Origin of the sequence: Lentzea miocenica (genome assembly GCF_033949945.1) — a bacterium.
In the GTDB taxonomy this organism is placed as follows: domain Bacteria; phylum Actinomycetota; class Actinomycetes; order Mycobacteriales; family Pseudonocardiaceae; genus Lentzea; species Lentzea miocenica.
Genome location: NZ_JAXAVW010000045.1, coordinates 31330 through 52415, shown reverse-complemented (window position 1 = coordinate 52415; position 21086 = coordinate 31330). Strand labels below are relative to the sequence as shown.

General features: G+C 69.0%; 18 protein-coding genes and 1 pseudogene. 13 read left to right on the top strand and 6 right to left on the bottom strand.

From position 1 onward, the window contains the following. Nucleotides 1–105: 105 nt before the first annotated feature. The 4 genes from SK803_RS40470 (at nt 106) to SK803_RS40455 (ending at nt 2870) form a co-directional block, all read left to right on the top strand. Nucleotides 106–690, top strand: coding sequence for an LppU/SCO3897 family protein (locus SK803_RS40470; RefSeq protein WP_319971501.1), 585 nt, complete (start codon nt 106–108; stop codon nt 688–690). A 50-nt stretch (nt 691–740) separates the two neighbouring features. Further along, on the top strand, nt 741–1223 hold the full coding sequence (locus SK803_RS40465) for an LppU/SCO3897 family protein (RefSeq protein WP_319971500.1): 483 nt from the start codon (nt 741–743) through the stop codon (nt 1221–1223). 54 nt (nt 1224–1277) lie between these two features. After that, nucleotides 1278–1796, top strand: coding sequence for an LppU/SCO3897 family protein (locus SK803_RS40460; protein WP_455032253.1), 519 nt, complete (start codon nt 1278–1280; stop codon nt 1794–1796). 225 nt (nt 1797–2021) lie between these two features. Then, nucleotides 2022–2870, top strand: coding sequence for an LppU/SCO3897 family protein (locus SK803_RS40455; protein WP_319971498.1), 849 nt, complete (start codon nt 2022–2024; stop codon nt 2868–2870). A 98-nt stretch (nt 2871–2968) separates the two neighbouring features. Here SK803_RS40455 and SK803_RS40450 read toward each other — a convergent pair whose 3' ends face one another. Then, on the bottom strand, nt 2969–3946 hold the full coding sequence (locus tag SK803_RS40450; RefSeq protein ID WP_319971497.1) for an ABC transporter substrate-binding protein: 978 nt from the start codon (nt 3944–3946) through the stop codon (nt 2969–2971). 483 nt (nt 3947–4429) lie between these two features. On the opposite strand from SK803_RS40450, the gene SK803_RS40445 reads away from it, so the two are divergent. The 4 genes from SK803_RS40445 to SK803_RS40430 are packed head-to-tail and all read left to right on the top strand — an operon-like array spanning nt 4430 to nt 9538. After that, nucleotides 4430–7759 (top strand): nitrate- and nitrite sensing domain-containing protein, encoded by a 3330-nt coding sequence (locus SK803_RS40445; protein ID WP_319971496.1) that lies wholly within the window; start codon nt 4430–4432, stop codon nt 7757–7759. Next, on the top strand, nt 7756–8175 hold the full coding sequence (locus tag SK803_RS40440; protein ID WP_030470879.1) for a roadblock/LC7 domain-containing protein: 420 nt from the start codon (nt 7756–7758) through the stop codon (nt 8173–8175). The genes SK803_RS40445 and SK803_RS40440 overlap by 4 nt, the downstream gene beginning before the upstream one ends. Nucleotides 8176–8205: 30 nt before the next feature. After that, entirely contained in the window at nt 8206–8952 is a 747-nt protein-coding gene (locus SK803_RS40435; RefSeq protein WP_319971495.1) for a DUF742 domain-containing protein, read from the top strand. Then, a complete protein-coding gene (locus SK803_RS40430; protein WP_030470877.1) occupies nt 8933–9538 on the top strand; it encodes a GTP-binding protein in 606 nt (201 codons plus the stop codon). Before SK803_RS40435 ends, SK803_RS40430 begins: the two co-directional genes overlap by 20 nt. A gap of 139 nt (nt 9539–9677) precedes the next feature. On the opposite strand, the gene SK803_RS40425 is transcribed toward SK803_RS40430, so the two are convergent. Both SK803_RS40425 and SK803_RS40420 read right to left on the bottom strand, forming a co-directional pair. Next, entirely contained in the window at nt 9678–10454 is a 777-nt protein-coding gene (locus SK803_RS40425) for a hypothetical protein (protein WP_319971494.1), read from the bottom strand. A gap of 120 nt (nt 10455–10574) precedes the next feature. After that, a complete protein-coding gene (locus SK803_RS40420) occupies nt 10575–12827 on the bottom strand; it encodes a helicase-associated domain-containing protein (RefSeq protein ID WP_319971493.1) in 2253 nt (750 codons plus the stop codon). Nucleotides 12828–12929: 102 nt separating this feature from the next. Here SK803_RS40420 and SK803_RS40415 point away from each other — a divergent pair, with 102 nt between their 5' ends. The 4 genes and pseudogenes from SK803_RS40415 to SK803_RS40400 all read left to right on the top strand — a co-directional run bounded on the left by SK803_RS40415 (nt 12930) and on the right by SK803_RS40400 (nt 16025). Beyond that, nucleotides 12930–13115 (top strand): hypothetical protein, encoded by a 186-nt coding sequence (locus tag SK803_RS40415; protein ID WP_109633120.1) that lies wholly within the window; start codon nt 12930–12932, stop codon nt 13113–13115. Between the two features lie 116 nt (nt 13116–13231). Continuing rightward, the gene (locus tag SK803_RS40410) at nt 13232–14614 is read left to right on the top strand and encodes an NAD-dependent malic enzyme (RefSeq protein ID WP_319971492.1); all 1383 of its coding nucleotides are present in this window, start codon (nt 13232–13234) and stop codon (nt 14612–14614) included. Between the two features lie 48 nt (nt 14615–14662). Then, nucleotides 14663–15136 (top strand): cyclic pyranopterin monophosphate synthase MoaC, encoded by a 474-nt coding sequence (moaC, locus tag SK803_RS40405; protein WP_319971491.1) that lies wholly within the window; start codon nt 14663–14665, stop codon nt 15134–15136. An 8-nt stretch (nt 15137–15144) separates the two neighbouring features. Continuing rightward, nucleotides 15145–16025 (top strand): annotated as a pseudogene (locus tag SK803_RS40400) (molybdenum cofactor biosynthesis protein MoaE). Between the two features lie 237 nt (nt 16026–16262). On the opposite strand, the gene SK803_RS40395 reads toward SK803_RS40400, so the two are convergent. After that, nucleotides 16263–16895, bottom strand: a complete 633-nt coding sequence (locus SK803_RS40395) for a transglycosylase family protein (protein WP_319971490.1) — start codon at nt 16893–16895, stop codon at nt 16263–16265. 476 nt (nt 16896–17371) lie between these two features. Here SK803_RS40395 and SK803_RS40390 point away from each other — a divergent pair, with 476 nt between their 5' ends. Next, nucleotides 17372–19741, top strand: a complete 2370-nt coding sequence (locus SK803_RS40390; RefSeq protein WP_319971489.1) for an ATP-binding protein — start codon at nt 17372–17374, stop codon at nt 19739–19741. Here the strand turns inward: SK803_RS40390 and SK803_RS40385 are convergent. After that, complete coding sequence (locus tag SK803_RS40385) at nt 19705–19992, bottom strand: MoaD/ThiS family protein (protein ID WP_319971488.1); 288 nt, start codon at nt 19990–19992, stop codon at nt 19705–19707. The genes SK803_RS40390 and SK803_RS40385 overlap by 37 nt on opposite strands. Then, nucleotides 19989–21047 (bottom strand): GTP 3',8-cyclase MoaA, encoded by a 1059-nt coding sequence (gene moaA / locus SK803_RS40380; protein ID WP_319971487.1) that lies wholly within the window; start codon nt 21045–21047, stop codon nt 19989–19991. The genes SK803_RS40385 and moaA overlap by 4 nt, the downstream gene beginning before the upstream one ends. Between the last annotated feature and the right edge of the window lie 39 nt (nt 21048–21086).

The following is a 21086-nucleotide window of genomic DNA, read 5'->3' as shown; positions in this document are numbered from 1 at the left end:
CCAGTGTCCCTGACGACGCCAAATGGGTTCGACCTGCGTCAACTGGCGACAACCGACTGTGAGGCGACACACGCAGCCAACACGTCGTGTCGTACGTTCTCGCGCATGAGCACCGAGTCGACTGATCCCGTCGAGCCACCGGCCACGGTGGCACCGGCTCCTGAGGAGACCGAGACCGACGAGTCGCCCAAGAAGAACACCTGGCTGAAGCCCGTCATCGTCGCCGTGCTGGCGATCATCCTGGTCGGCGGTGGCGTGTACGCGCTCACCGCGCTCAACGGCACGAAGGTCGGCGACTGCGTCAGCGCCTCGCCGAAGGACGTCGACAAGCCGGACGGCGACTGGAACGTCTCGTCGCAGGGCTGCGGCGACACGGCCGCCACGCACCGGGTCGCGAAGGTGCTGAACAGCGCCGACGACCCCTGCCCTGACGAGGGCATCTACGAGCCGGTGAAGTCGGGCGGCGACTCGCTGTGCCTGATGCCGAACCTCGCAGAGGGCAACTGCTACACGTCCGGTGACGACGGCGCCTTCAAGAAGGAGGCGTGCACCACCGAGTCGCCGGTGAAGATCGTGAAGAAGGTCGACGGCCTGCCCGAGGAGGGCACGGTGTGTCCGGAGGGTTCGAGCGAACTGCGGTTCAGCGAGCCTGCCTCGGTCTACTGCATGGGTGTGCACGAAGGATCCTGATCGGGTGAACTCGGTTGAGTTGACCGCTGTCCGACGCCGATACCCAGGCCATGAAGAAGGTCGGCCTGGGTATCGCTGTTGTCTTCGCGCTCGTCCTGCTCGGCGGGTTCGTGCTGAACCAGCTCGGTGACGTGACCAGGACGGCCCAGGTGGGCGACTGCGCCCGCATCTCCGGCGCGCTCGACAACCCGAAGTACGAGGCGCTCGACTGCGCCTCGGAGAACGCGAACGTCAAGATCGCCAAGGTCCTGCAGTGGAACGAGAACAAGTGCCCCGACGGCGGCATGGACTACTCGACCTACACGGGCGACTCCACGTTCTGCCTCATGCCGAACTTCGTCGAGGGCGCCTGCTACGGCCAGAGCCAGGAGACCGGCATCGCCAAGGTCGACTGCGCGACCAAGGACTCGGTGAAGGTCGCCAAGGTGCTCGCCGGCAAGACCGACGGTGCCGCCTGCGGAGGCTCACGCGCGGCGGTCTTCCCGGAACCCGCCGTCACCTTCTGCCTCGAGCGCGGCGACGAGAAGCCGTGATCTTCGGGTAAGCGCGGCACGCCCGTGCGTCTGCATGACACCCTCTGCGGCGTGATGATCGACGGGGAGGCCGGGCCGCCGAAGACGAGCGTGGCGAAGCGGGTGCTGACCTACGGGTCCACGCTGGTCGTCGCGGCCGTCGTGATCTACGGCCTGACCGAGTACCTGACCCCGATCCAGAAGCCGAAGCAGGGCGACTGCGCGTACCTGACCGGTGCTGCCGACGAAGGTCGCTACAACGCCGTCGACTGCTCGGCGCCCAACGCGAACTACGTGGTCGCCGGGACCGTGGCCAGGTCGGCGGCCTGTCCCAATCCCGCGGACGCCGACTGGGTGCCCGTCCGGGCGATCGACCCGAAGATCCGGTTCTGCCTGGTGCCGATCTACGCCGAGGGCGAGTGCTACGACGACTCCGGGTCCGGCTTCGACATCACCGCCGTGGACTGCGGCTCAGAAGGGTCGTTCCAGGTGGCAAAGGTGAGCAAGGGCACGTCGGCTCCCGCGTGCCCGACGGGTGCGGAGGCCCGCGCGTTTCCCGAGGTGAAGCTGACCTACTGCGTCGCTCCCCGGTGACTCGGCACAAGCGGCAGTAACGTTTCCGTAAAGCCCAGGCGGATTCCTTCGCCGCGTGGCAACCTCTGCTCCGGCCATGTCGGGGGGCGTGGGCCGTTCGGAGCATGCGTGCGAAACGGCTAGAGGCGCGTCGACGACTCATCTGACATCAGCTTCCCCGGAACCGGAGCCCGTCCACGGCTCCGGTTCCGACGTCTTTCGCACGACCCATCGGAGAGGAATCCAGTGACAACCCCCAACTACCCGCAGCAGCCTGGGCCCTACGGCCCGCCTCCCGGTGGGCAGCCTCAGCAGCCCTACGGTCAGCCGCAGCAGCCGTACACGCCGTCGCAGGGCATGCCCCAGCAGGGCGGCTACCCCGCCGACCCCTACGCCCAGCCGCAGCCGGGTCAGCCGATGGGCCAGCCTGGTCAGCCCGGCCAGTACGGTCCGCCGCCCGGCGACCCCTACGGCCCGCCGCCCGGCCAGATGCCGCCCGGTCAGCCCATGGGCCAGCCGATGCCGTACGGCCCGCCGCCCAAGAAGAAGGGTGGCGCAGGCAAGATCATCGGTGCGATCGTCGCGTTCGTGCTGGTCGCGGGCGGTGTCTTCCTGGTGAAGTCGCTGATCGGCGGTGGCCTGAACGCCATCACCGAGCCGTCGGCCAAGGCCGGCGACTGCGCGAGCGTCACGGGCACCACGATCAGCCCGAAGTACAAGAAGGTCGACTGCGGTTCGACCGAGGCGAACTACTTCATCGCCAAGGCCATGAACTCGACCACCGAGGCGTGCCCGAGCGAGGACTACGCCGAGTACACCGAGTCCGGTCGCCGCAGTTCCTCGCTGAAGCTCTGCCTGGTCGAGAAGCTCGAAGAGGGCAAGTGCTACCAGGAGGAGATCGTCAAGATCAACATGGAGGGCATGAAGGTCGTCCCGTGCCCGGCGGCCCCCAACGAGTTCGCCGTCACGAAGATTCTCAAGATCGAGAAGGTCGTCAAGGCCGCGACCGCCGAATGCGGTGAGGCCACGGCGGTCGCCTACGCCGAGCCGTCGCCGGGGATCACCTATTGCGTGCTCGCTGTCGAAGGCAACTGACAGGCAGCAACTGACAAAGGCGGGCCGGTGACCGGCCCGCCTTTCTCATGTCCTGTGACAACCGATTGGGAAACTTTCGAAAACGGCTGCGAAAACAGCTAGCTGGTCGTGCCCGGTGGCAGCAGTTGCTGCACGTCCAGGCGGCCGGAGAGCACGTCTTCGGTGTCCATCATGTCGGCGACCCGCTGGAGCCGGATCGGGTTCAGCGACAGCGGGAACGTGCCCACGGACACGAGGGCCGCGGTCGGCTGGTCGACGTCGGCGTAGCTGGTCAGCGAGTCCTGCACGGCGAGCTTGTTGGCCTGCGCCCGCTGCTGGGCCTCGCGGAGCACATCCCGAAACACCTTGAGCGTCTTCGGGTTCGCTTCGGCGAACTTCTTCGACGCCGCGTAGCCGGACATCGGGAAGTCCAGTGTCGGGCCGCGCGCGGTGTCCGTGAGGATCTTCGCGCCGATGTTGCGCTGCGACTTCGTGATGAACGGCTCGATCATGAACGCCGCGTCGACGGCGCCGGACTCCAGCGCCTTCTCCATCTCGGCGAACGGCATCGGCCGGAACTTGATCTTCTGCTTCTCGACCGCGGCGGTGTCCAGCACGGCACGCGTCGTGAGCGCGCCGATGTCTGTCTCGCTGTTCACGGCGATGGTCGGCGCGGCGTTCTTGCCGGGGTCGTCGTAGGCCGAGTTGGCCTTCGTGACCAGCGCCATCGAGTTCGGGCCGGCCTGGTAGGCCTCGCCCTGCAGCTGCAGCTCCGTGCCCTCGGCGACCGAGCGGAAGAGGCTGACGTGCGTGGCCCACGTGATGTCGAGCGTGGTGTCCAGCTGCTTGATGGCCTCCGCCTCGCTGGGCTGGGTCACCAGGTTGACCTGCAGACCGGCCTTCTCGAAGAGCTTCTCGGTCAGCGCGATCCGCAACGGGGCCACGTCGACGACCGGCAGCACGCCGATGCGCAGGATGTTGCGCTCCACGTCCGCGGTGCCGCCGTTCGAGGAACTTCCGAACAGGCTGCAGCTCGCGGTCAGAACACACGTGATGAGCACTGCGGCAAGCCGCAGAGCTTTGGCTCGGGTAGCCATGGCACCTCTCGCCGGTAGGCCTTGAGTAGCATCGATTTGATCAGTGAGTGTCGTTACACACCTGGTCCTCCGCAGCCCCAACTGGGCGTTCGGACGGACGTAGGGCATGCCGACAACCGGGGATGTTAACCACCTGAACGTATGAAACGACACCCCATCTCGATACGGTGAGTGCTTCTGGAGACTTCCCCCGAGTAGGGGGTGGCCATTACGCTCCCCGCCGGGTGGCACTGGTTGTAGTAGACCGACGTGTCTTCAGACGGGGTAGGGCGCCTCACCGGGCGCACCGCCTCTGTGCTGCAATTCGGCCCGTTTGACGAGTCCATGCTCGGTCCTGGGGAGAGACCGGGACACTGCTGCTGGAAGAGGAAGCCCAGAGTGGCCCGACGTGAGAGAGGTCCCAGCCAGTTTGGCGTGGGTGACACCACACGCTCCGAAAGGCCCGAATCGGGTGACGGACTGGCTGCGCTGGGTAACGGCACCATGACGGCGACACCGGACCCGGTGAAGGCCGACGGTGCTGGACCCGCATCAGGACCTGCCGCCCGATCCGCGGGGTGGCGGCTGCGCAACTGGCGGTTGCGCACGAAGTTGCTCGCGGTTCTGCTGATCCCGACTGTCTGTGCGCTCGTCCTGGGTGGCCTGCGCGTGCGCAGCGACCTCCAGGCCGCGACGGAGCTCAACAACCTGGCGAACCAGATTCGCCTGGAGACAGCGGTCGCGGACCTGGTGCAGCAGCTGCAGCGCGAGCGCGACCTGTCGGTCAGCTACGTCGCCTCGAACAAGAAGGTCGACCGGGTCGTCCTCGAGCGCCAGCTGCGCAGGGTGAACGACACCAGCGAGGCGTTCAGCAACAAGATCTCCGAGCTGAGCTCCGACCTGAACCCGGCTGCGGTCGAGCGCTTCCAGGTCGCGTTCAACCAGCTCAACCGCCTGAACAGCCTCCGCAACTCGGTGCGCGACACGCAGTACCCCGCCGAGGCCGTCCAGCGCACCTACTCGGAGTCGATCGAGACGCTCATCAGCCTCGGTGAGCAGACGATCTCCGAGATCAACGACCCCGAGCTGGTGCGACTGCACCTGACCACGAACGCCATCGCGCGCATCAAGGAGCAGGAGTCGCTCAAGCGGGCGATTCTCCTCGACGTCTTCCAGCGCAAGGCGTTCACGCCGTCCCAGCTCCGCGCCCTGCAGGCGGCCGACGCCGAGCTCGAAGCGGCCCGCAACGACTTCCGCAAGTCCGCGACGCCCGAACAGGCCAAGATCTACGACGACACCGTCACCGGCCTGATCGTCGACACCGCGAACGACATGCAGGAATCGGCGATCAACCAGCAGGCGGGCAAGAAGGACTTCACCCAGCTGACGTCCGAGAAGTGGGACATCGCCGCCACGCTGACGGTCAACCTGACCCGTGACGTCGAGAACCTGCTGGTCGAGCAGCTGCAGAACAAGACGGACGACACCGCCGGCGCCACCAGGACCCAGGCGTACATCGCGTCCGCCCTGGTGCTCGCGTTCCTCGCGCTCGCGTTGCTGATGGCGCTGTTCGTCGCCCGCTCGATCCTCAACCCGCTGCGCACGCTGCGCCGCACCGCCCTCGACGTCGCCGACCACGGTCTTCCGGACGCGGTCGAGCGGATCCTCGCGGACCCGAACCCGGAGAACGCGGCGAAGACCGCCGTCGAGCCGGTGCCGGTGCACACGCGTGAAGAGATCGGTCAGGTGGCGCGCGCGTTCGACGCGGTGCACGGTGAAGCGGTGCGACTGGCCGCCCAGCAGGCCCTCCTGCGTGACAACGTCAACGCGATGTTCGTCAACCTGTCACGCCGGTCCCAGGCGCTGGTCGAACGCCAGCTGAACCTGATCGACCGGCTGGAGCAGGACGAGCAGGACCCGGACCAGCTGGCCTCGCTGTTCGAGCTGGACCACCTCGCGACCCGCATGCGCCGCAACTCGGAGAACCTGCTGGTTCTCTCGGGCACGGACCTCTCGCGGCGCCTGACCCGGCCCGTCCCGGCCGCCGAGGTTCTCGGTGCTGCGGTCTCCGAGGTCGAGCAGTACGCCCGCGTGCAGGTCGGCCAGACCCCGGACCTCACCGTCCAGGGTCGCGCGGTCAACGACCTCGTGCACCTCATCGCCGAGCTGCTGGACAACGCCACGGCGTTCTCCGACCCGGTCACCAAGGTCACCGTTCGCACGGCGAAGACCCGCAAGGGCGAGCTGGCGATCGAGATCCAGGACCGCGGCGTCGGCATGGGCGACCAGGAGATCATCGACGCCAACGACCGGCTGGCGGACCCGCCGGACGTCGACGTCGCCGTCTCCCGCCGAATGGGCCTGTACGTGGTCGCGCGGCTCGCCAAGCGCCACGACATCAAGGTCCGGCTGCGCGGCAACGAGGACATCGAGGGCGGTACGACGGCACTGGTGATCGTGCCGGAGACGCTCATCGCGTTCCCCGGTCAGGCGCCGGTCTCGACCCCGCCGTCCGGATCCGGTTCGCTTGCCTCCGCGTTCGGCATGCCGTCGCCGGCCCCCGGCCTGGCCTCCGCCGAGCTCACCACCGAGATCGGCACCACGGCCACCAGGGCCAGCGGTATCGCGGGTGCGTTCGGTGGTGCCACCGGCACCACGCCGAGGATCGACGAGTCGAGCCCCAGCATCCCGGTCAGCTTCGTCCCGAGCTCCATCACCGACACCGGTGCCGGCGCGACGGCGGTGCCGGTCTACAGCGAGCCGCCGATCGAGGACGCGACGCCGTCCGAGCGGTGGCGTCGCGACCAGCTGGCGGCCGTGGAGCCCGAGGGCTCCTTCGGCGAGCCGACCCTCTTCACGGCCTACGAGGACCGGCACGAAGACGCCGGTGAGATCTCGTTCGAACCGGGCTACGAGACGACGCAGTTCGTCCCGATCCCGCCGATCGACGACGACTCGCACTCGAGCAACGGCGTCTCGCGGGCCCCGGTCGACACCGGGTCCCTGGACATCGGCATGGGGCACCGCAACGGCACGTCCGAGGCTTCTCGCAAGCAGGTCGAGCACGACCTGGACGCACCGACCGAGCGCCTGCCGATCTACGAGGCGGTTCTGTCGCAGTGGTTCCAGGCAGTCGGCAGCGAGACGTCCGCGTCCGCGGCCCAGCCTGTTCCCGCCGCGGCGGACGAGCACCCCGAACCCGCCGCGGCCAACGGCCGTGTCGAGTCGAGGCTCGGCAGCGTCGACAAGGTCGACAAGAACGGCGTCGAGTACATCGACGAGCCGGTCAAGGCTCCTCCGCTCTCGGACGGGCCCGAACCGGAACTGCCGACCCGCAAGCCCAAGCCTGTCCCGGCGGTGGCACCCACCACCACGTCGGCCGCTGGTCTTCCCGTGCGCCCGCCGCGCGCGAAGGTCCAGCCGGCGGTCGAGGAACCAGTGACCGCACCCGCCGAGCAGGAGCGAGTTGTGGAACCGGAGCCCGTTGTGGAGGAGACTCCAGCGGCGGCACCCACTTCCGAATCGGCTTGGCAATCGCCTGCCGACGAGGGATGGCAAGCGGCTCAGGCGTTGTTGAACAAGGCGCCGGAGTCGAAGACATCGGCAGGATTGCCAAAACGGACACCGAAGGCTCAGCTCGTGCCAGGATCTGCGGCACCCAAGCCGCAGGGCACGACGCAGACCGCGCAGCGGCCTCCGCTGCCGCCCCGCACCGCCGATGCGGTGCGCGGGCGGATGTCGAGCTTGCAAAGTGGTGTCAAGCGAGGCCGGCACGCATTGATCGAGGCATACGCTGGTGACCAATCGAGCCGGCAGAACGAGGAGCAGGAGTGACGACCGCAGCGCAGCCAGGCAGCTTTGGTTGGCTTATCACCGACTTCGTGCGGAGGGTGCCCGGCGTGGCACATTCCGTCGTGGTGTCCGCGGACGGGCTGTTGCTCGCGGGATCCCAGGGCCTGCCCCGGGACCGTGCAGAGCAGCTCTCCGCCGTCGCGTCCGGGCTGGTCAGCCTCACACAGGGCGCCGCCCGCTGCTTCGAGGCAGGCGGGGTCAACCAGACCGTGGTCGAGATGGAGCGGGGCTACCTGTTCCTGATGTCGATCAGTGACGGCTCGTGCCTTGCCGTCCTCGCCGCCCCCAACTGCGACATCGGCCTCGTGGCCTACGAGATGACGCTTTTGGTGGAGAGAGTCGGCCAACAACTCACCCCTGAGCTGCGTGCGCAGCTTCAGGGCGTGGTCCGTCGCTAGACCTCACTGGCAGTTCAGGGGTGAGAACAGATGGCTAGCAGACCTGGCGCTAGAGGCCGTGGCTTCGGTAGGAACTTCAACTACCAGGAGTGGGCCGCTGGTGGGTTCCAGTTCGACGAGCCTGACGCGATACCCCAGGAACAAGAGGAAGCCGAGGACACCCCCCACGATGAGCGGGTTACAGGGCAAGGGCTAGGCGATATGTCTCAGCGTGAGGTGGATGACTCGTCGTCGTATCCGTACGACGACGTGCCGAACCGGTTCGACATCGACGGGTACGGCTCCGGGTTGTTCGGTGGCCCGGGCGCGGACCTCTTCGGCCAGCACGAGATGCCGGAAACGGTGCCAGAACAACTGCCGTACACCACCGGGCCGCAGCCGGTGTACAGCACCGGCGCGCAGTCCGTTGTGCGTCCGGAGGAAACTTCTTCTGCGGACTCGGGTTCACTGGTGCGGCCTTACACACGCACCGGTGGACGCACACGTCCTGATTACGATCTTGCGATCGAGGCGCTGATTTCGACCAGCGAGCGTGGCCTCGAACGGGATGCCGCAGTACTTCCCGAGCACAGGTCGATCTGCGGGCTGTGTGTGGACACGCGGTCGGTGGCCGAGGTCGCGGCACTCCTACGCTTGCCTCTTGGCGTCGTGCGGGTGTTGATCGGCGACATGGCAAGCATGGGTTTGGTTTTGATTCACCAGGGCGGTCTGGTCGTGGGGGACCGGCCTTCCATGGAATTCCTGGAGAGGGTGCTCAGTGGGCTTCGCAGGCTCTAGTCCCCAGGGCGCCGAGGGCGCACGGAAGCCGACGACGTCTGCCAAGATCGTGGTGGCGGGTGGCTTCGGTGTGGGCAAGACGACGTTCGTCGGCTCGGTGTCCGAGATCGTCCCGTTGACCACCGAGGCGGTGATGACCGAGGCCAGCGCGGGGGTGGACGACCTCTCCGCCACGCCCAACAAGGTCACCACGACCGTCGCGATGGACTTCGGTCGCGTGTCGCTCGACAGCGACCTGATCCTGTACCTCTTCGGTACACCGGGTCAGCACCGGTTCTGGTTCATGTGGGACGACCTCGTACGTGGTGCCATCGGCGCCATCGTGCTGGTCGACACCCGCCGCCTGGCCGACGCGTTCGCCTCGATCGACTTCTTCGACGACCGGCAGCTGCCGTACGTCGTCGGCGTCAACTGCTTCGACGGCCTCCTGCACCACAGGCTGGAGGACGTGCGTGAGGCGTTGACGATCGACGAGTCGGTGCCGATCGTGACGTGCGACGCGCGCAACCGGCAGTCGACGAAGCAGACGCTCATCACGCTGGTCGAGCACGCCATGCGCCAGTGGATGTCCGTCCGCGCGGGCTGATCTCCTCCCTCGCGGGGACCAACTCCAGAACGAACGAGGCGAGCGCCACCTTCGGGTGGGGCGCTCGCCTCGTCGTTGCGGTCTGACTCAGTTGGTTCGCTGATCGTCCAAGCAGTGGTCCTTCCGCCGTGACTCGCTGCTATCCGATGGTCAGGCCGACGCCGATGTAGGCGCTGGCACCGACATCACCGGAGCCGAGGTCGATGCTGGCGTCAGCACCGACCCCGGCACTGGCGTTGATGTTCGCCAGGTCCGAGTTCACGCCCGCCTGTACGTCGGCACCGACGCTCACGTCGATGTCGGCGTCGAGGTGGACGCCGGCGTGCGCGTCGAGCACCGCTGCGGCGTGCGGGCCGACGTTGACCCAGATGCCGCCGATGTGGATCGCGTCGGTCTTGTCCTCGACGACCGTTGCGGTGACGACTTCGGTGACGACCGCCGCGGGTTCCACGGTGGGTGCCACCTCGACGACCGGTTCCACGGCTGTCTCGACGACGGTGGCGACAGCGGTGGGCGCGCGGTCATCCGTTGCGCTCACGTCAGCAGCGACATCTGCGTCTGCTGCCACCGCGGCGTCGACGTGCGCGTCCACCACTGCGTCGACGTGCGCGCCGACGATCGCGCCGACGCCCACTCCCACACCGACGTCCGCGTGGGCGCAGAGGCCCAGCGCGACCTGGATGCCACCGTTGGCCATGACGCTGATGCCGGGCCCGGTGTCGAGCGCGACGTGGGCGCCGGCCGCGACGTCGAGCATGTCGACGTTGCCGCTCACCCCCACCGTCGCGTTGACGTGGTTGTCCTGCAGGAGCACGAGGATCGGGTCGGCGGACGCCGTCCCCGATGAGAACGGCAAGGCGAACGCCAAAGCCGTGACGGTGGCGGCGGCTCTGAGCGCCCACCGGGAGCTGACCATTGCGCGGGTCCTCCTTCGTCGACGTGGGCGTCTCTCGGGAACGCCCACGTCAATCGACGCTAGGTCGCGAAATGGTCACGCAAGGGTGGACGTGCGGCACGTCCGGGGGATGACTGCCAGTCAGCTCTCGTCGACCAATGCGGCGGACGTGATGCGATGAAGAGGGAACCTGAGCACCTCTCCGTAGCTGTGGTCGTAGCCCTCGAGCACGCCACCGCCGACCACGTGCGGCTCGATCACGCGCTGTGCCGCCGTGCCGTGGGAGTCGACGAACCCGACGAGCACTCGCTTTCGCGCCCGTGCGGCCTGCTGGAGCAACGACAGGGTGGCCGACGGCCCCGCGCCGAGGTGGCCGGGGACGGCGATCCGTTCACCCCGTGGTGTCGCGGCGGCACGATCACCGGCCCGGACCAGCCGGACGAGTTCACCCAACCGCTCGTCGGCGGGCACTGCGGGTGACGCGATTTTGCGCGCACTGCGTTGCCGTGGCGTCGTCCGGCGCCCGCCCGGCCGCAGGTCGAGCACCTGGCCGTCGGGACCTTCCGCCGCCGGGGCGAACCCGGCCGATCGCAGCCCGTCCAGCACGTCCGCCAGCGGCAACGGGCTGACGAGCACGGTCGGGGCGATCCGGCGCAGCTCCAGCCGGGTGGCCTCCGGGTGTGCGAGCACCTCGCTGATCAGCACCGAGTCGTCGCACCGCAGGAACGAGCCGGCCGCGCCGCCGCGGAGCCTCCCGTGCCGGCGCGCGGCGTCGTCGATCAGGTAGGTCAGCGACTGCGGAACGGGCGTGCGCGAGCGGGTCTTGAAGAGTTCGTGCAGCTCATCGGCGGTGCGGCCGGAGTCGAGCGCACGGCGGACCGTGTTCTCGCTGATCCGGTAGACGGTCGCGCTGCCCGCCGACTCGACGTTCGCGACGATCGCCATCTCGTCCGCGAGGTCCGGGTCGAGCCTGCCAGGTGCGATGACGGTGAGGTCGGCCTGCACCAGCACGTGGTCGAGCGGTTCCGGCAACGCCTCGCCGAGGGTCTTGGCGGCGTGGCCGGGGCCCTCGTCGAGCAGCACGCGGCCCGCGCTGGTGATCCCGCCCAGGGCGAGCACGCCGACCGCGGTGCCCTCCTCGACGGTCCAGCGCACCAGCTCGTCGCGCTGCCGCCCGCCCCGGCGCGGCGCCCGCCAGCCGAGCAGCGCGGCCAGGTCGGCGGGGTTCGCGAGCGCGGTGCCCTTGGGGAACGCGGCGATCGCCTCGAGGATCCACCGGCGGTCGCGGGGTGCCTGGGCGCGGCGGACCTCGTCCGCGAGCGGGGTGAAGAGCTTGTCCTTCTCGTCGCGGCGGCCGATCAGCGCGGGCAGCCTGGGCAGTTCCAGCCAGGCGTGCGCGATCGTCGACCAGCGGACCTCGGTGGTCGCGGCGAGCCACACGTCCGCCTTGGTCGTCGGCACCCACTCCGGTTCGGCGGCCTCGGTGTTCGCGGCGAGGTCGGCGCCGACCACCAGCTCGATCAGCAGGGCGGCCCGGCGTTCGTCGACGTCGAGGTCCTTGGCTGCCTTGCGCAGCTCGCGGACGCCCATGCCGCCCGTCCGCAGCACCGGTGGCGGTTCGGCGGACCAGCTCGCGATGAGCTTTTCCACGTGCCGGACGAGTTCCAGTGCCTCGCCGCCGCCGGTGGCGTCGATGCTCTTCTGCTGGAGCGTCGATGTTTTCGGCTTCGGCTCGGTGACCTGGATCAGGCCGAGAGGGCGTTCGCCGCGCAGCTGGAGAGCGATCTCGCGCGGCAGCTCGACGGTGCCGGGATCGCGCCGCAGCAGCAGGTTGCGCGCGAGCAGTCGTTGGACGGGCGTTTCGGCCTTCTCCAGCGGCACGACCCGTGAGGCGTCCTTGGTGTCGCCGATGGGCGGTCCGGCGGCGAGCTTCTGCAGCACGCGCTGTTCGCCCTCGGTGATGCCGCTCAGGTCGTACGTCTGCCCGGTGGCGCGGCCGAGGTTGCCGGGATGAGTGCCGAACGCCTCCCGCGTGACCGGAGGGACCGACATAGCGTCGTCGTCGCCCCACACGAGCGCCTGGGCCCTGAGCTTGGCGACGGCCTGCTTGAGCGGCCTGGGCTTCACGTCGGGCCCGAGCAGTTCCGCGAGTGTGGCCAACGCCACGGGCTCGGCGTCCGCACCCTGCACGACCAGGCCTTCGAGCACGGCGAGCGTGAACGTGTCGAGGTCCTCGCAGGCGCGCGCGATCGACGCCCTGGTGCCGACCCGTGTCGCGAGCACGGACATATCGGCAGGTGGGGGCGTTGCCAGGTCGGGGCGCGCGCGCAGCAGCGCGACGAGTGCGATGTCGTCCTGGGCGCGCAGCCAGTCGGCGAGAGTGATGCCGGACATTCTCACCACGGTATATGGACCGCTGGAGATCCCGTCGTCGCCCGGATGAGAAAACAGGTCTGTCACACTTGTCGCGTCATCGGCACCACCGAGGAGGAGAACGTGGCGAAAGGACGCCCGGGACGGGTCGACCCGCACTGGCCGGAGGGCCCCGACGGCGGCCACCCCGTCACCGAACTGACCAGTGACGTGCAGGGTGCGCTCTCCCCGTTCGGCACGGTGACGTTCCCGCTGCCGGTGGAGGACCTCGGCTACACGCACCCGGTGACCGAGATCAACAAGTCCTGACGTGTCCTGATCGGACTGTCAGAGCGGTCTTAAGAACGCCGAGTCGCGTGAGTACCGCAAAGGGCCCGGGGATAGGCTCGTTTCCCGCTTGAGCTGTATTTCGTGGGAGGAAGACGATGCCGGTCCCCGGCCCTGGTTACTCGATCACCGTTCGCCTGGAGGCGCCGCCGTCAGCGAGCGCTGCGGGTGACCTCACGTCGGCCGTCGGCCGCGCGGGCGGGGTGATCACGGCGTTCGACGTCGTGGAGTCGCACAACGACCGCGTCGTCATCGACCTCACCTGCAACGCGCTGTCCGCGAACCACGCCAAGGACATCACCGACACGCTGGAGACGTTGCCCGGCATCGTCGTGCGCAAGGTGTCGGACCGCACGTTCCTCGTGCACCTCGGCGGCAAGATCGAGGTCGCGTCCAAGGTGCCGCTGCGCAACCGTGACGACCTCTCCCGCGCGTACACGCCGGGTGTCGCGCGGGTGTGCGAGGCCATCGCCAAGAACCCGGACGACGCCCGCCGGTTGACGATCAAGCGCAACACCGTCGCGGTCGTCACCGACGGCTCGGCCGTGCTGGGCCTGGGCAACCTCGGCCCCGCCGCCGCTCTGCCGGTGATGGAAGGCAAGGCGGCGCTGTTCAAGAAGTTCGCCGGCGTCGACGCCTGGCCGGTCTGCCTGGACACCCAGGACACCGAGGAGATCATCCGCGCGGTCGAGCTCATCGCTCCCGTGTACGGCGGCATCAACCTCGAGGACATCTCCGCGCCGCGCTGCTTCGAGATCGAGGCCCGCCTGCGCGAGAAGCTCGACATCCCGGTCTTCCACGACGACCAGCACGGCACGGCCATCGTCGTCGTGGCCGCTTTGCGGAACGCGTTGAGGGTCGTCAAGAAGGACATCAAGAACTGCCGCATCACGGTCTGCGGCGTCGGCGCCGCCGGTTCCGCGATCATCCGCCTGCTGCAGGCCCAGGAGCCAGGCGACATCATCGCCGTGGACGTCGACGGCATCGTGCACCGCGACCGCCCCGGCCTGGACTCGAACCTGAAGTCCATCGCCGCCACGACCAACAAGGACAACCAGTCCGGCCGCCTGCACGACGCGCTGGTCGGCTCAGACGTGTTCATCGGCGTCTCGGCCCCGAACCTCTTCGGTGCGGACCAGGTCGCCACGATGGCCAAGGACGCCATCGTGTTCGCGCTGGCCAACCCGGACCCGGAGATCGACCCGATGGAGGCCCAGCAGCACGCCGCCGTCGTGGCGACCGGCCGCTCGGACTTCCCGAACCAGATCAACAACGTGCTGGCGTTCCCCGGTGTCTTCCGCGGTCTGCTGGACGCGCACGCCCGCACCATCACCGACGCGATGCTGCTGGCCGCCGCGCAGGCCATCGCCGACGTGGTGGACGGCGACAGGTTGAACGCGTCGTTCATCGTCCCGTCGGTCTTCGACAACACCGTTGCTCCGGCCGTGGCCGAAGCGGTCCGCAAGGCAGCGACTTCCTAGGGGCTTTACGCACAGGCTGTAAGTCGGGGCCAGGCATACGATCGCGGTATGACCAAGCAGTTCACCCACCTGGACTCCCAAGGCGCGGCCCGGATGGTCGACGTCTCCGGCAAGGAGCAGACCACCCGGACCGCCGTGGCCACCGGGATCCTGCACACGACCGCCGAGGTGGTTGCGTTGCTGGGCGCCGACGGCCTGCCCAAGGGCGACGCCCTGGCCACCGCTCGCATCGCGGGCATCATGGCGGCCAAGCGCACCTGGGAGCTCGTGCCGCTGTGCCACCCCATCGCCCTGTCGTCGGTGGCGGTGGACCTGGCCCTGGCCTCGGACTCAGTCCTGATCTCGGCCACGGTCCGCACCACCGACCGCACCGGCGTCGAGATGGAAGCCCTCACCGCCGTCTCGGTGGCCGGCCTGACCCTGCACGACATGGTGAAGTCCGTCGACCCGGCGGCGTCGCTGGACGCGGTGCGGGTGGAGCGCAAGGAAGGCGGCAAGTCCGGCCTGTGGGAACGTCCGTGAAAGCAGTGGTGATCACGGCCTCCAACCGTGCCGCCGCTGGTGTTTATGAGGACCGCAGCGGCCCGATCATCGTTTCCTGGCTTGAATCGCGGGGTTTCTCGGTTCCGTCGCCGGTCGTCGTGCCGGACGGCGAACCGGTCCAGCTCGCGTTGACCTCCGCGGTGTCCTCGGGCGCCGACCTGGTGATCACCACAGGCGGCACCGGCATCAACCCGACCGACCGCACGCCAGAGGCTACCCGCGCGGTGCTGGACTACGAGGTGCCCGGCCTGGCCGACGTGATCCGCATGTCCGGCTGGCCGCGCGTACCGGGCTCCGTCCTGTCGCGCGGCGTGGCCGGCGTGGCGGGACGGACGCTGATCGTGAACCTGCCGGGGTCCACCGGCGGCGTGCGCGACGGGCTGGACGTGCTCGGCAACGTCGTAGAGCATGCGCTGGACCAACTGCGTGGAGGTGACCACAAATGAGCGTGGTGCTGCGAGCCGTCGTGACCGAGGAACCGCTGTCGGTCGAGGAGCACGCCGCTCTCGTGGGTTCCGACCGGGCAGGCGCGGTCGTGACGTTCTCCGGCGTGGTGCGCGACCACGACGGCGGCCGATCGGTGCTGGAGCTGGAATACCACTCGCACCCGTCCGCCGGCGACGTCGTGGCCGAGGTCGTCTCGGCGTTGGCCTCGAAGTACTCCGGGGTGCACGGGATCGCGGTGTCGCACCGGGTCGGGCCGCTGAAGATCGGCGACGTCGCACTGGCCTGCGCCGTGGCCGCCGAGCACCGCGGGGAGGCGTTCTCGTTGTGCGCGGACCTGGTGGACGAGGTCAAGGCCCGGTTGCCGGTGTGGAAGCGGCAGGTGTTCTCGGACGGCGCGGACGAGTGGGTCAACTGCCCCTGAGCGGGGCGAGGCCGGCCTTCGGGACGTGCGGGTCGGGTTGCGGGCCGCCTTGGCTCGATGGCCCGCTTCGCACCACCACGCGGCGTGCCCGGCACGGCTCACTTCGAGCCGCCACCACCGCCCAGGCCTGGGAACGCAGGCAGGGATCTCACCGTCGGGGGGTAACGGTGAGATCCCTGGCTCCTGCATCAGCCCACGTCAAAGCGGGGCCAACGGTCAATCGGCCAAAGCTCCCGCTCAGATGAGGATCTTGTGGCCCGGGAAGATCAGGTCCGGGTTCGTGAGGAATTCCTTGTTCTTCTCCACGATGGCCTGGTAACCGCCGGCGACCTTGTTCGCGTCGGCGATCTTCGACAGGGTGTCGCCCGCCTTGATCTCGTAGTTGCCGTTCGGGTTCGACTTCGAGCCCGCGACGGCGACCGGCGCCTGCTGCACCGGAGCGGCCTGGCGCTGCTGCGGCTGCGGCTTGCGCTGCTGCTGCGGGGCAGGAGCGGCCTTGCGGACCTGGCCCGCACCCATCTTCGCGGTGCACGCCGGCCACGCCTGGGGGCCCTGTCCGGCCAGCACGCGCTCGGCGACAGCGATCTGCTGCTCGCGGGAGGCGTTGGCCGGGTTGCCCTGTCCGCCGTAGGCGTTCCAGGTCTGCTGCGTGAACTGCAGGCCGCCGTAGTAGCCGTTACCGGTGTTGGCGGCCCAGTTACCACTGGCCTCGCACTGCGCGAGGGTGTCCCAGTCCAAACCAGGGGCGGCGTTGGCGGTGCCAACGGCCATGCCCAGAGGGGCGCCGGCGATGATGCCGACAGCCGCGACCTTGGCGATAGTGCGAGCGGCGGAACTCTGCTTGCCCTGCTTGCCTCGGTTAAAAAGCATGTGCCTCTCGGTCCACCGCACCTGCTGCCAGGAACTCGGGTTCGGGGCCCGGTACGTCCCTGCGTCCCAGTCCGGCGGTTTCTCTCGCTCGGGGTTGTTCCGGAGAACCCTCGGACTGGGCTCGGTGCTGGTCCTCCGGTCGTGCTCGTGACTGGTCGGGGCCAGCCGAGGAGCGACCGTACGTAACCGACGGAGGTCTCACCAAACGTTTCAAGCTGTGACGCGCGTCACAGTAACGGTTCGGATTGTTGTGTGGACTCTACAAACACACAGCTCAAAGGCGTCGTTATCGGTCCGTTTCCATTCTGAGATCGACCGAGATCTATTACGGAAAGTGAGGCGTGGCTCACGCGCTTTGGGCCATCGGAGACACGCTCCTCACGGTCGAGCGACGGTCGGCGCGAGCGGAGGCGACAGCGCGCCTGAACGCCGTCCGCGATCGACTGGGCAAGATCCAGTGGCCAAGATCTGAAGGCATGAGAATCGACGCGCTCCGGCAGGCGCTGGCCGCCAGACCGGGCCGGCCCGTGTCGTTCGACGAGCTGATCGACGCGATCTGGGGCGCCGAGCGTCCGGCGAACCCGAAGCAGGCGCTGCGCAACCTCGTGCAACGGCTGCGCGCCACCGAGCAGGTCGTCACCGAGCCCGGCGGCTACCGGCTGGTGCCGCGCAAGCCGGGGCCGCACCAGCTGCCGGCCGACCTGCCGGACTTCGTCGGCCGCGAGGAGGAACTCACCGCGCTGGCCGATTCGGACGCTTCCGTGCTCGCGATCACGGGTCCACCCGGTGTCGGCAAGACCGCGCTCGCGATCAGGCTCGCGCACCGGATCCGCGACCGGTTCCCGGACGGCCAGCTGCACCTCGACCTGCGCGGGTTCGCCACGGGCCCGGCGGTCACCGTCGACCAGGCGCTCGGCCGGTTCCTGCGTGCGCTCGGCGTGTCACCCGCGAACGTTCCGCTCGACCGCGACGAGCAGATCGCGCTCTACCGGTCGAAGCTGCGTGGCCGGCGCGTGCTGATCGTGCTCGACAACGCCACCGAGCTGAGCCCGCTCGTGCCGGACGTCAAGGGCTGCACGGCCATCGTGACCAGCAGGAACGAGTTGGCCGGCCAGATCAGGCTGGACGTGCTGGCCGACGCCGAGGCCCGTGCGCTGCTCGACCGGTTGAAGATCGGCGGCGCGCCGCAGGACCGCGCCGAGCTGATCAGGTTGTGCGCACACCTGCCGCTCGCGTTGCGCATCGCGGCCACGCACGTCGCCGACCGGCATCTGCCCGACTACCTGGCCGAGCTGCGCGGCGGCGACCGGCTGGACGCGCTGGAGATCGAGGGCGACGCAGCGGTGCGGGCGGCGTTCGCGTTGTCCTACAAGGCTTTGCCGGACGACGCGCAACGGCTGTTCCGACTGCTCAGCGTGCATCCCGGCGCCGACTTCGACCTGCCGGACACGGCCGCGCTCAGTGGTCTGTCCACAGAGGACGCAGCTCGGCGGCTCGACGTGCTGGTGCGTGCCGGGCTCGTGCAGCAGGCGGGAGAACAGTTCGCGCTGCACGACCTGATCCGGCTCTTCGCCTCGGAGCAGGTGGGTGAGGAAGGCCCGCCGGCGTTGCGGAGGCTGTTGTCCTTCTACACGGCCACCACGTCCCACGCCGCGGAACTCGCCTTCACCGCCACCAGACGCCTGGATCCGCTGCGGCTCGACGTCGAAGGGCGCGTGTTCACGACCGCGGACGAGGCACGAGGGTGGTTCGACGCCAAACGCGCGGCGCTCGTGACGGCCGTGCAGGTCGCGCCGCATCCGTTCGCGAGCCACATCGCCGACTCGCTGCGCGGCTACCTCGTCTACGGCGGCTATCGAACGGACTCGATGGCGGTGCTGACCGCGGGCCTCCTTTCGGCACGTGCGGCGGGCGACGCCGTGTGCGAGACGGCGATGCTCAACGGCTTCGGTCAGCTCCACTGGCTGCTGGGCGCGTACGACGAGGCGCTGAAGGCGTACGGCGCGGCGGCTCGGCTGGCCACCTCGGATCTGATGAAGGGCACGCTCTTCAACAACATGGGCCTGGTGCGGAGGGACCTCGGCGACCTCACCGGCGCGCTGGCGGACATGCGGGAGGCACGGCGACTGTCGTCCGACGAGCCGGCCCTGCTCGTGACGTTGCTGATCAACCTCGCCACGGTCCACGGCGCCCGCGCGGAGCTGCGCAAGGCGATCGAGCACCTCGACGAGGCCAAGCGGCTTTCGGAGGAGCACGGGTTCACGGTCAAGATCGCCATCGCGGACGAGAACATCGGTGTCGCCCATCGCGAACTCGGCGAGTACGACCAGGCCCGCCGCTGGCTCGAGGCCGCGCTGGAGGGGTACGGGAAGCTCGAGGCGTACAAGAACGACCCGAACGTGCTGGCCAACCTGGCAGGGGTGGCCGCGGAGACCGGTGACCACGAGCAGGCGCGAGTGCTGGCGCGCCGAAGCCTGGAAGCCGCACGGGAGATCAACGACGTCCGGGTCGAGGTCGAGGCGCTGGTCGTCCTGGAAGACCTAGACGCGGCCGTCGAGCTGGCGAACCGGATCGACTACCCGGTGGGACGGCACAAGGCGCAGCTGAAGCTCGCGAGGCGCGATCCGGCGCTCGCCCGGGAGCTGCTGCGGGACGTGCGGGACAGCGGTGACCTGCTGCTGGAGGCTCAGGCGTTGCTCGTGGTGGCCGAGGCGACCGGCGACCAGGACCTGGCAGCGGAGGCCCTGGAGCTGGCTCGATCGCGCGAGCAGGGCGCGGTGGTGGCGCGGGCGGAGGCGTTCCTGAGCGCTCAGCCGCCCGCGAACGGAGGCAGCACGTCCAGCTGAGCACCGGCGGGCACGCGCGTCGAGGTGTCCCGCACGGCGACGCCGTCCAGCAGGAAGCTCGACGCGGCGAGGACCTTGCCGAGCTGGGCGCCGTGCCGTTCGCGGATGGTGCTGACCACGAGTGCCACGGTGGGTTCGGAGGCGTCGAGCAGCAGGTCCTCGTCGGTCACCCCGGCCGCGGCCCGCGCACCCGCGAAGTAGCGGATCTTCACGGCGGTCCCAGGAGATGTCCCAGGGGATTTCACTGTCATCCTCCGATGGCGCTCATGGGACGGTCGGGCTGGTGGAAGCCCGCGTCGTTGATGCCGTGACCGGCCGCCTTGGCCCACATCGTGGCGCGCCAGGCGTCGGCGATCGCGGCGTCGGGGGAGCCGTCGCGCAACAGCGCGCGCAGGTCGGTCTCGGTCTGGCTGAACAGGCAGTTGCGGATCTGGCCGTCGGAGGTGAGCCGGGTGCGGTCGCAGGCCGCGCAGAACGGCCTGGTCACCGAGGCGATCACGCCGACGACAGCGGGGCCGCCGTCGACCAGCCAGCGTTCGGCGGGGGCACCACCGCGGGGCGCGGATTCCGGGGTGAGCGTGTACGCGGTCGAGAGCATCGCGAGGATCTCGTCGGCCGTGACCATGTTCGTGCGCGTCCAGCCGTGCTGCGGGTCCAGCGGCATCTGCTCGATGAACCGCAGCTGGTAGCCGTTCTCGACGCAGAACCGCAGCAGCGGGACGGCCTCGTCCTCGTTCATGCCGCGCAGCAGCACCGAGTTGACCTTCACCGGCTCCAGCCCGGCCTCGCGGGCGGCGTCGAGGCCGTCCAGCACGTCGGTGATGCGGTCGCGCCTGGTCAGCGTCGCGAACCGGTCGGGATCGAGGGTGTCGAGCGAGACGTTGATCCGGTTCAGGCCGGCGTCCTTGAGCGACTGGGCCCTGCGCTTGAGACCGATGCCGTTCGAGGTCATCGACATGCGCGGACGCGGCTCCAACTCGGCCGTCGCGGCGATGACCTGCTCCAGGCCGCGCCGCAGCAACGGCTCGCCGCCGGTGAAGCGGATGTCCGTGACGCCCAGGTCGACCACGGCGATCCGCATGAGCCGGATCAGCTCGGCGTCGGTGAGCAGCTCGTCCTTCTGCAGCCAGTCGAGGCCCTCGGCCGGCATGCAGTAGGTGCAGCGCAGGTTGCAGCGGTCGGTCAGCGAGACCCGCAGGTCCTTCGCGACCCGGCCGAACTTGTCGAGGAGCAGCGGCGTGTCTGGCCGTGCGGACACGTCAGAGGTGCCGCGCACGATGGGTAGTCCCAGATCAACAGCTGTCACCTCTCCCAGAGTAATGAACATCCCCTTGTGGATGACGCT

Bases quoted from the DNA above. Each gene is read 5' to 3' on its own strand.
- SK803_RS40460 (WP_455032253.1), top strand. From the start codon at position 1,278: ATGATCGACGGGGAGGCCGGGCCGCCGAAGACGAGCGTGGCGAAGCGG.
- SK803_RS40420 (WP_319971493.1), bottom strand. From the start codon at position 12,827: ATGTCCGGCATCACTCTCGCCGACTGGCTGCGCGCCCAGGACGACATC.
- SK803_RS40410 (WP_319971492.1), top strand. From the start codon at position 13,232: ATGCCGGTCCCCGGCCCTGGTTACTCGATCACCGTTCGCCTGGAGGCG.
- SK803_RS40390 (WP_319971489.1), top strand. From the start codon at position 17,372: ATGAGAATCGACGCGCTCCGGCAGGCGCTGGCCGCCAGACCGGGCCGG.
- SK803_RS40445 (WP_319971496.1), top strand. From the start codon at position 4,430: ATGACGGCGACACCGGACCCGGTGAAGGCCGACGGTGCTGGACCCGCA.
- SK803_RS40395 (WP_319971490.1), bottom strand. From the start codon at position 16,895: ATGCTTTTTAACCGAGGCAAGCAGGGCAAGCAGAGTTCCGCCGCTCGC.
- SK803_RS40435 (WP_319971495.1), top strand. From the start codon at position 8,206: ATGGCTAGCAGACCTGGCGCTAGAGGCCGTGGCTTCGGTAGGAACTTC.
- SK803_RS40450 (WP_319971497.1), bottom strand. From the start codon at position 3,946: ATGGCTACCCGAGCCAAAGCTCTGCGGCTTGCCGCAGTGCTCATCACG.
- moaC (WP_319971491.1), top strand. From the start codon at position 14,663: ATGACCAAGCAGTTCACCCACCTGGACTCCCAAGGCGCGGCCCGGATG.
- SK803_RS40385 (WP_319971488.1), bottom strand. From the start codon at position 19,992: ATGACAGTGAAATCCCCTGGGACATCTCCTGGGACCGCCGTGAAGATC.
- SK803_RS40465 (WP_319971500.1), top strand. From the start codon at position 741: ATGAAGAAGGTCGGCCTGGGTATCGCTGTTGTCTTCGCGCTCGTCCTG.
- SK803_RS40425 (WP_319971494.1), bottom strand. From the start codon at position 10,454: ATGGTCAGCTCCCGGTGGGCGCTCAGAGCCGCCGCCACCGTCACGGCT.
- SK803_RS40470 (WP_319971501.1), top strand. From the start codon at position 106: ATGAGCACCGAGTCGACTGATCCCGTCGAGCCACCGGCCACGGTGGCA.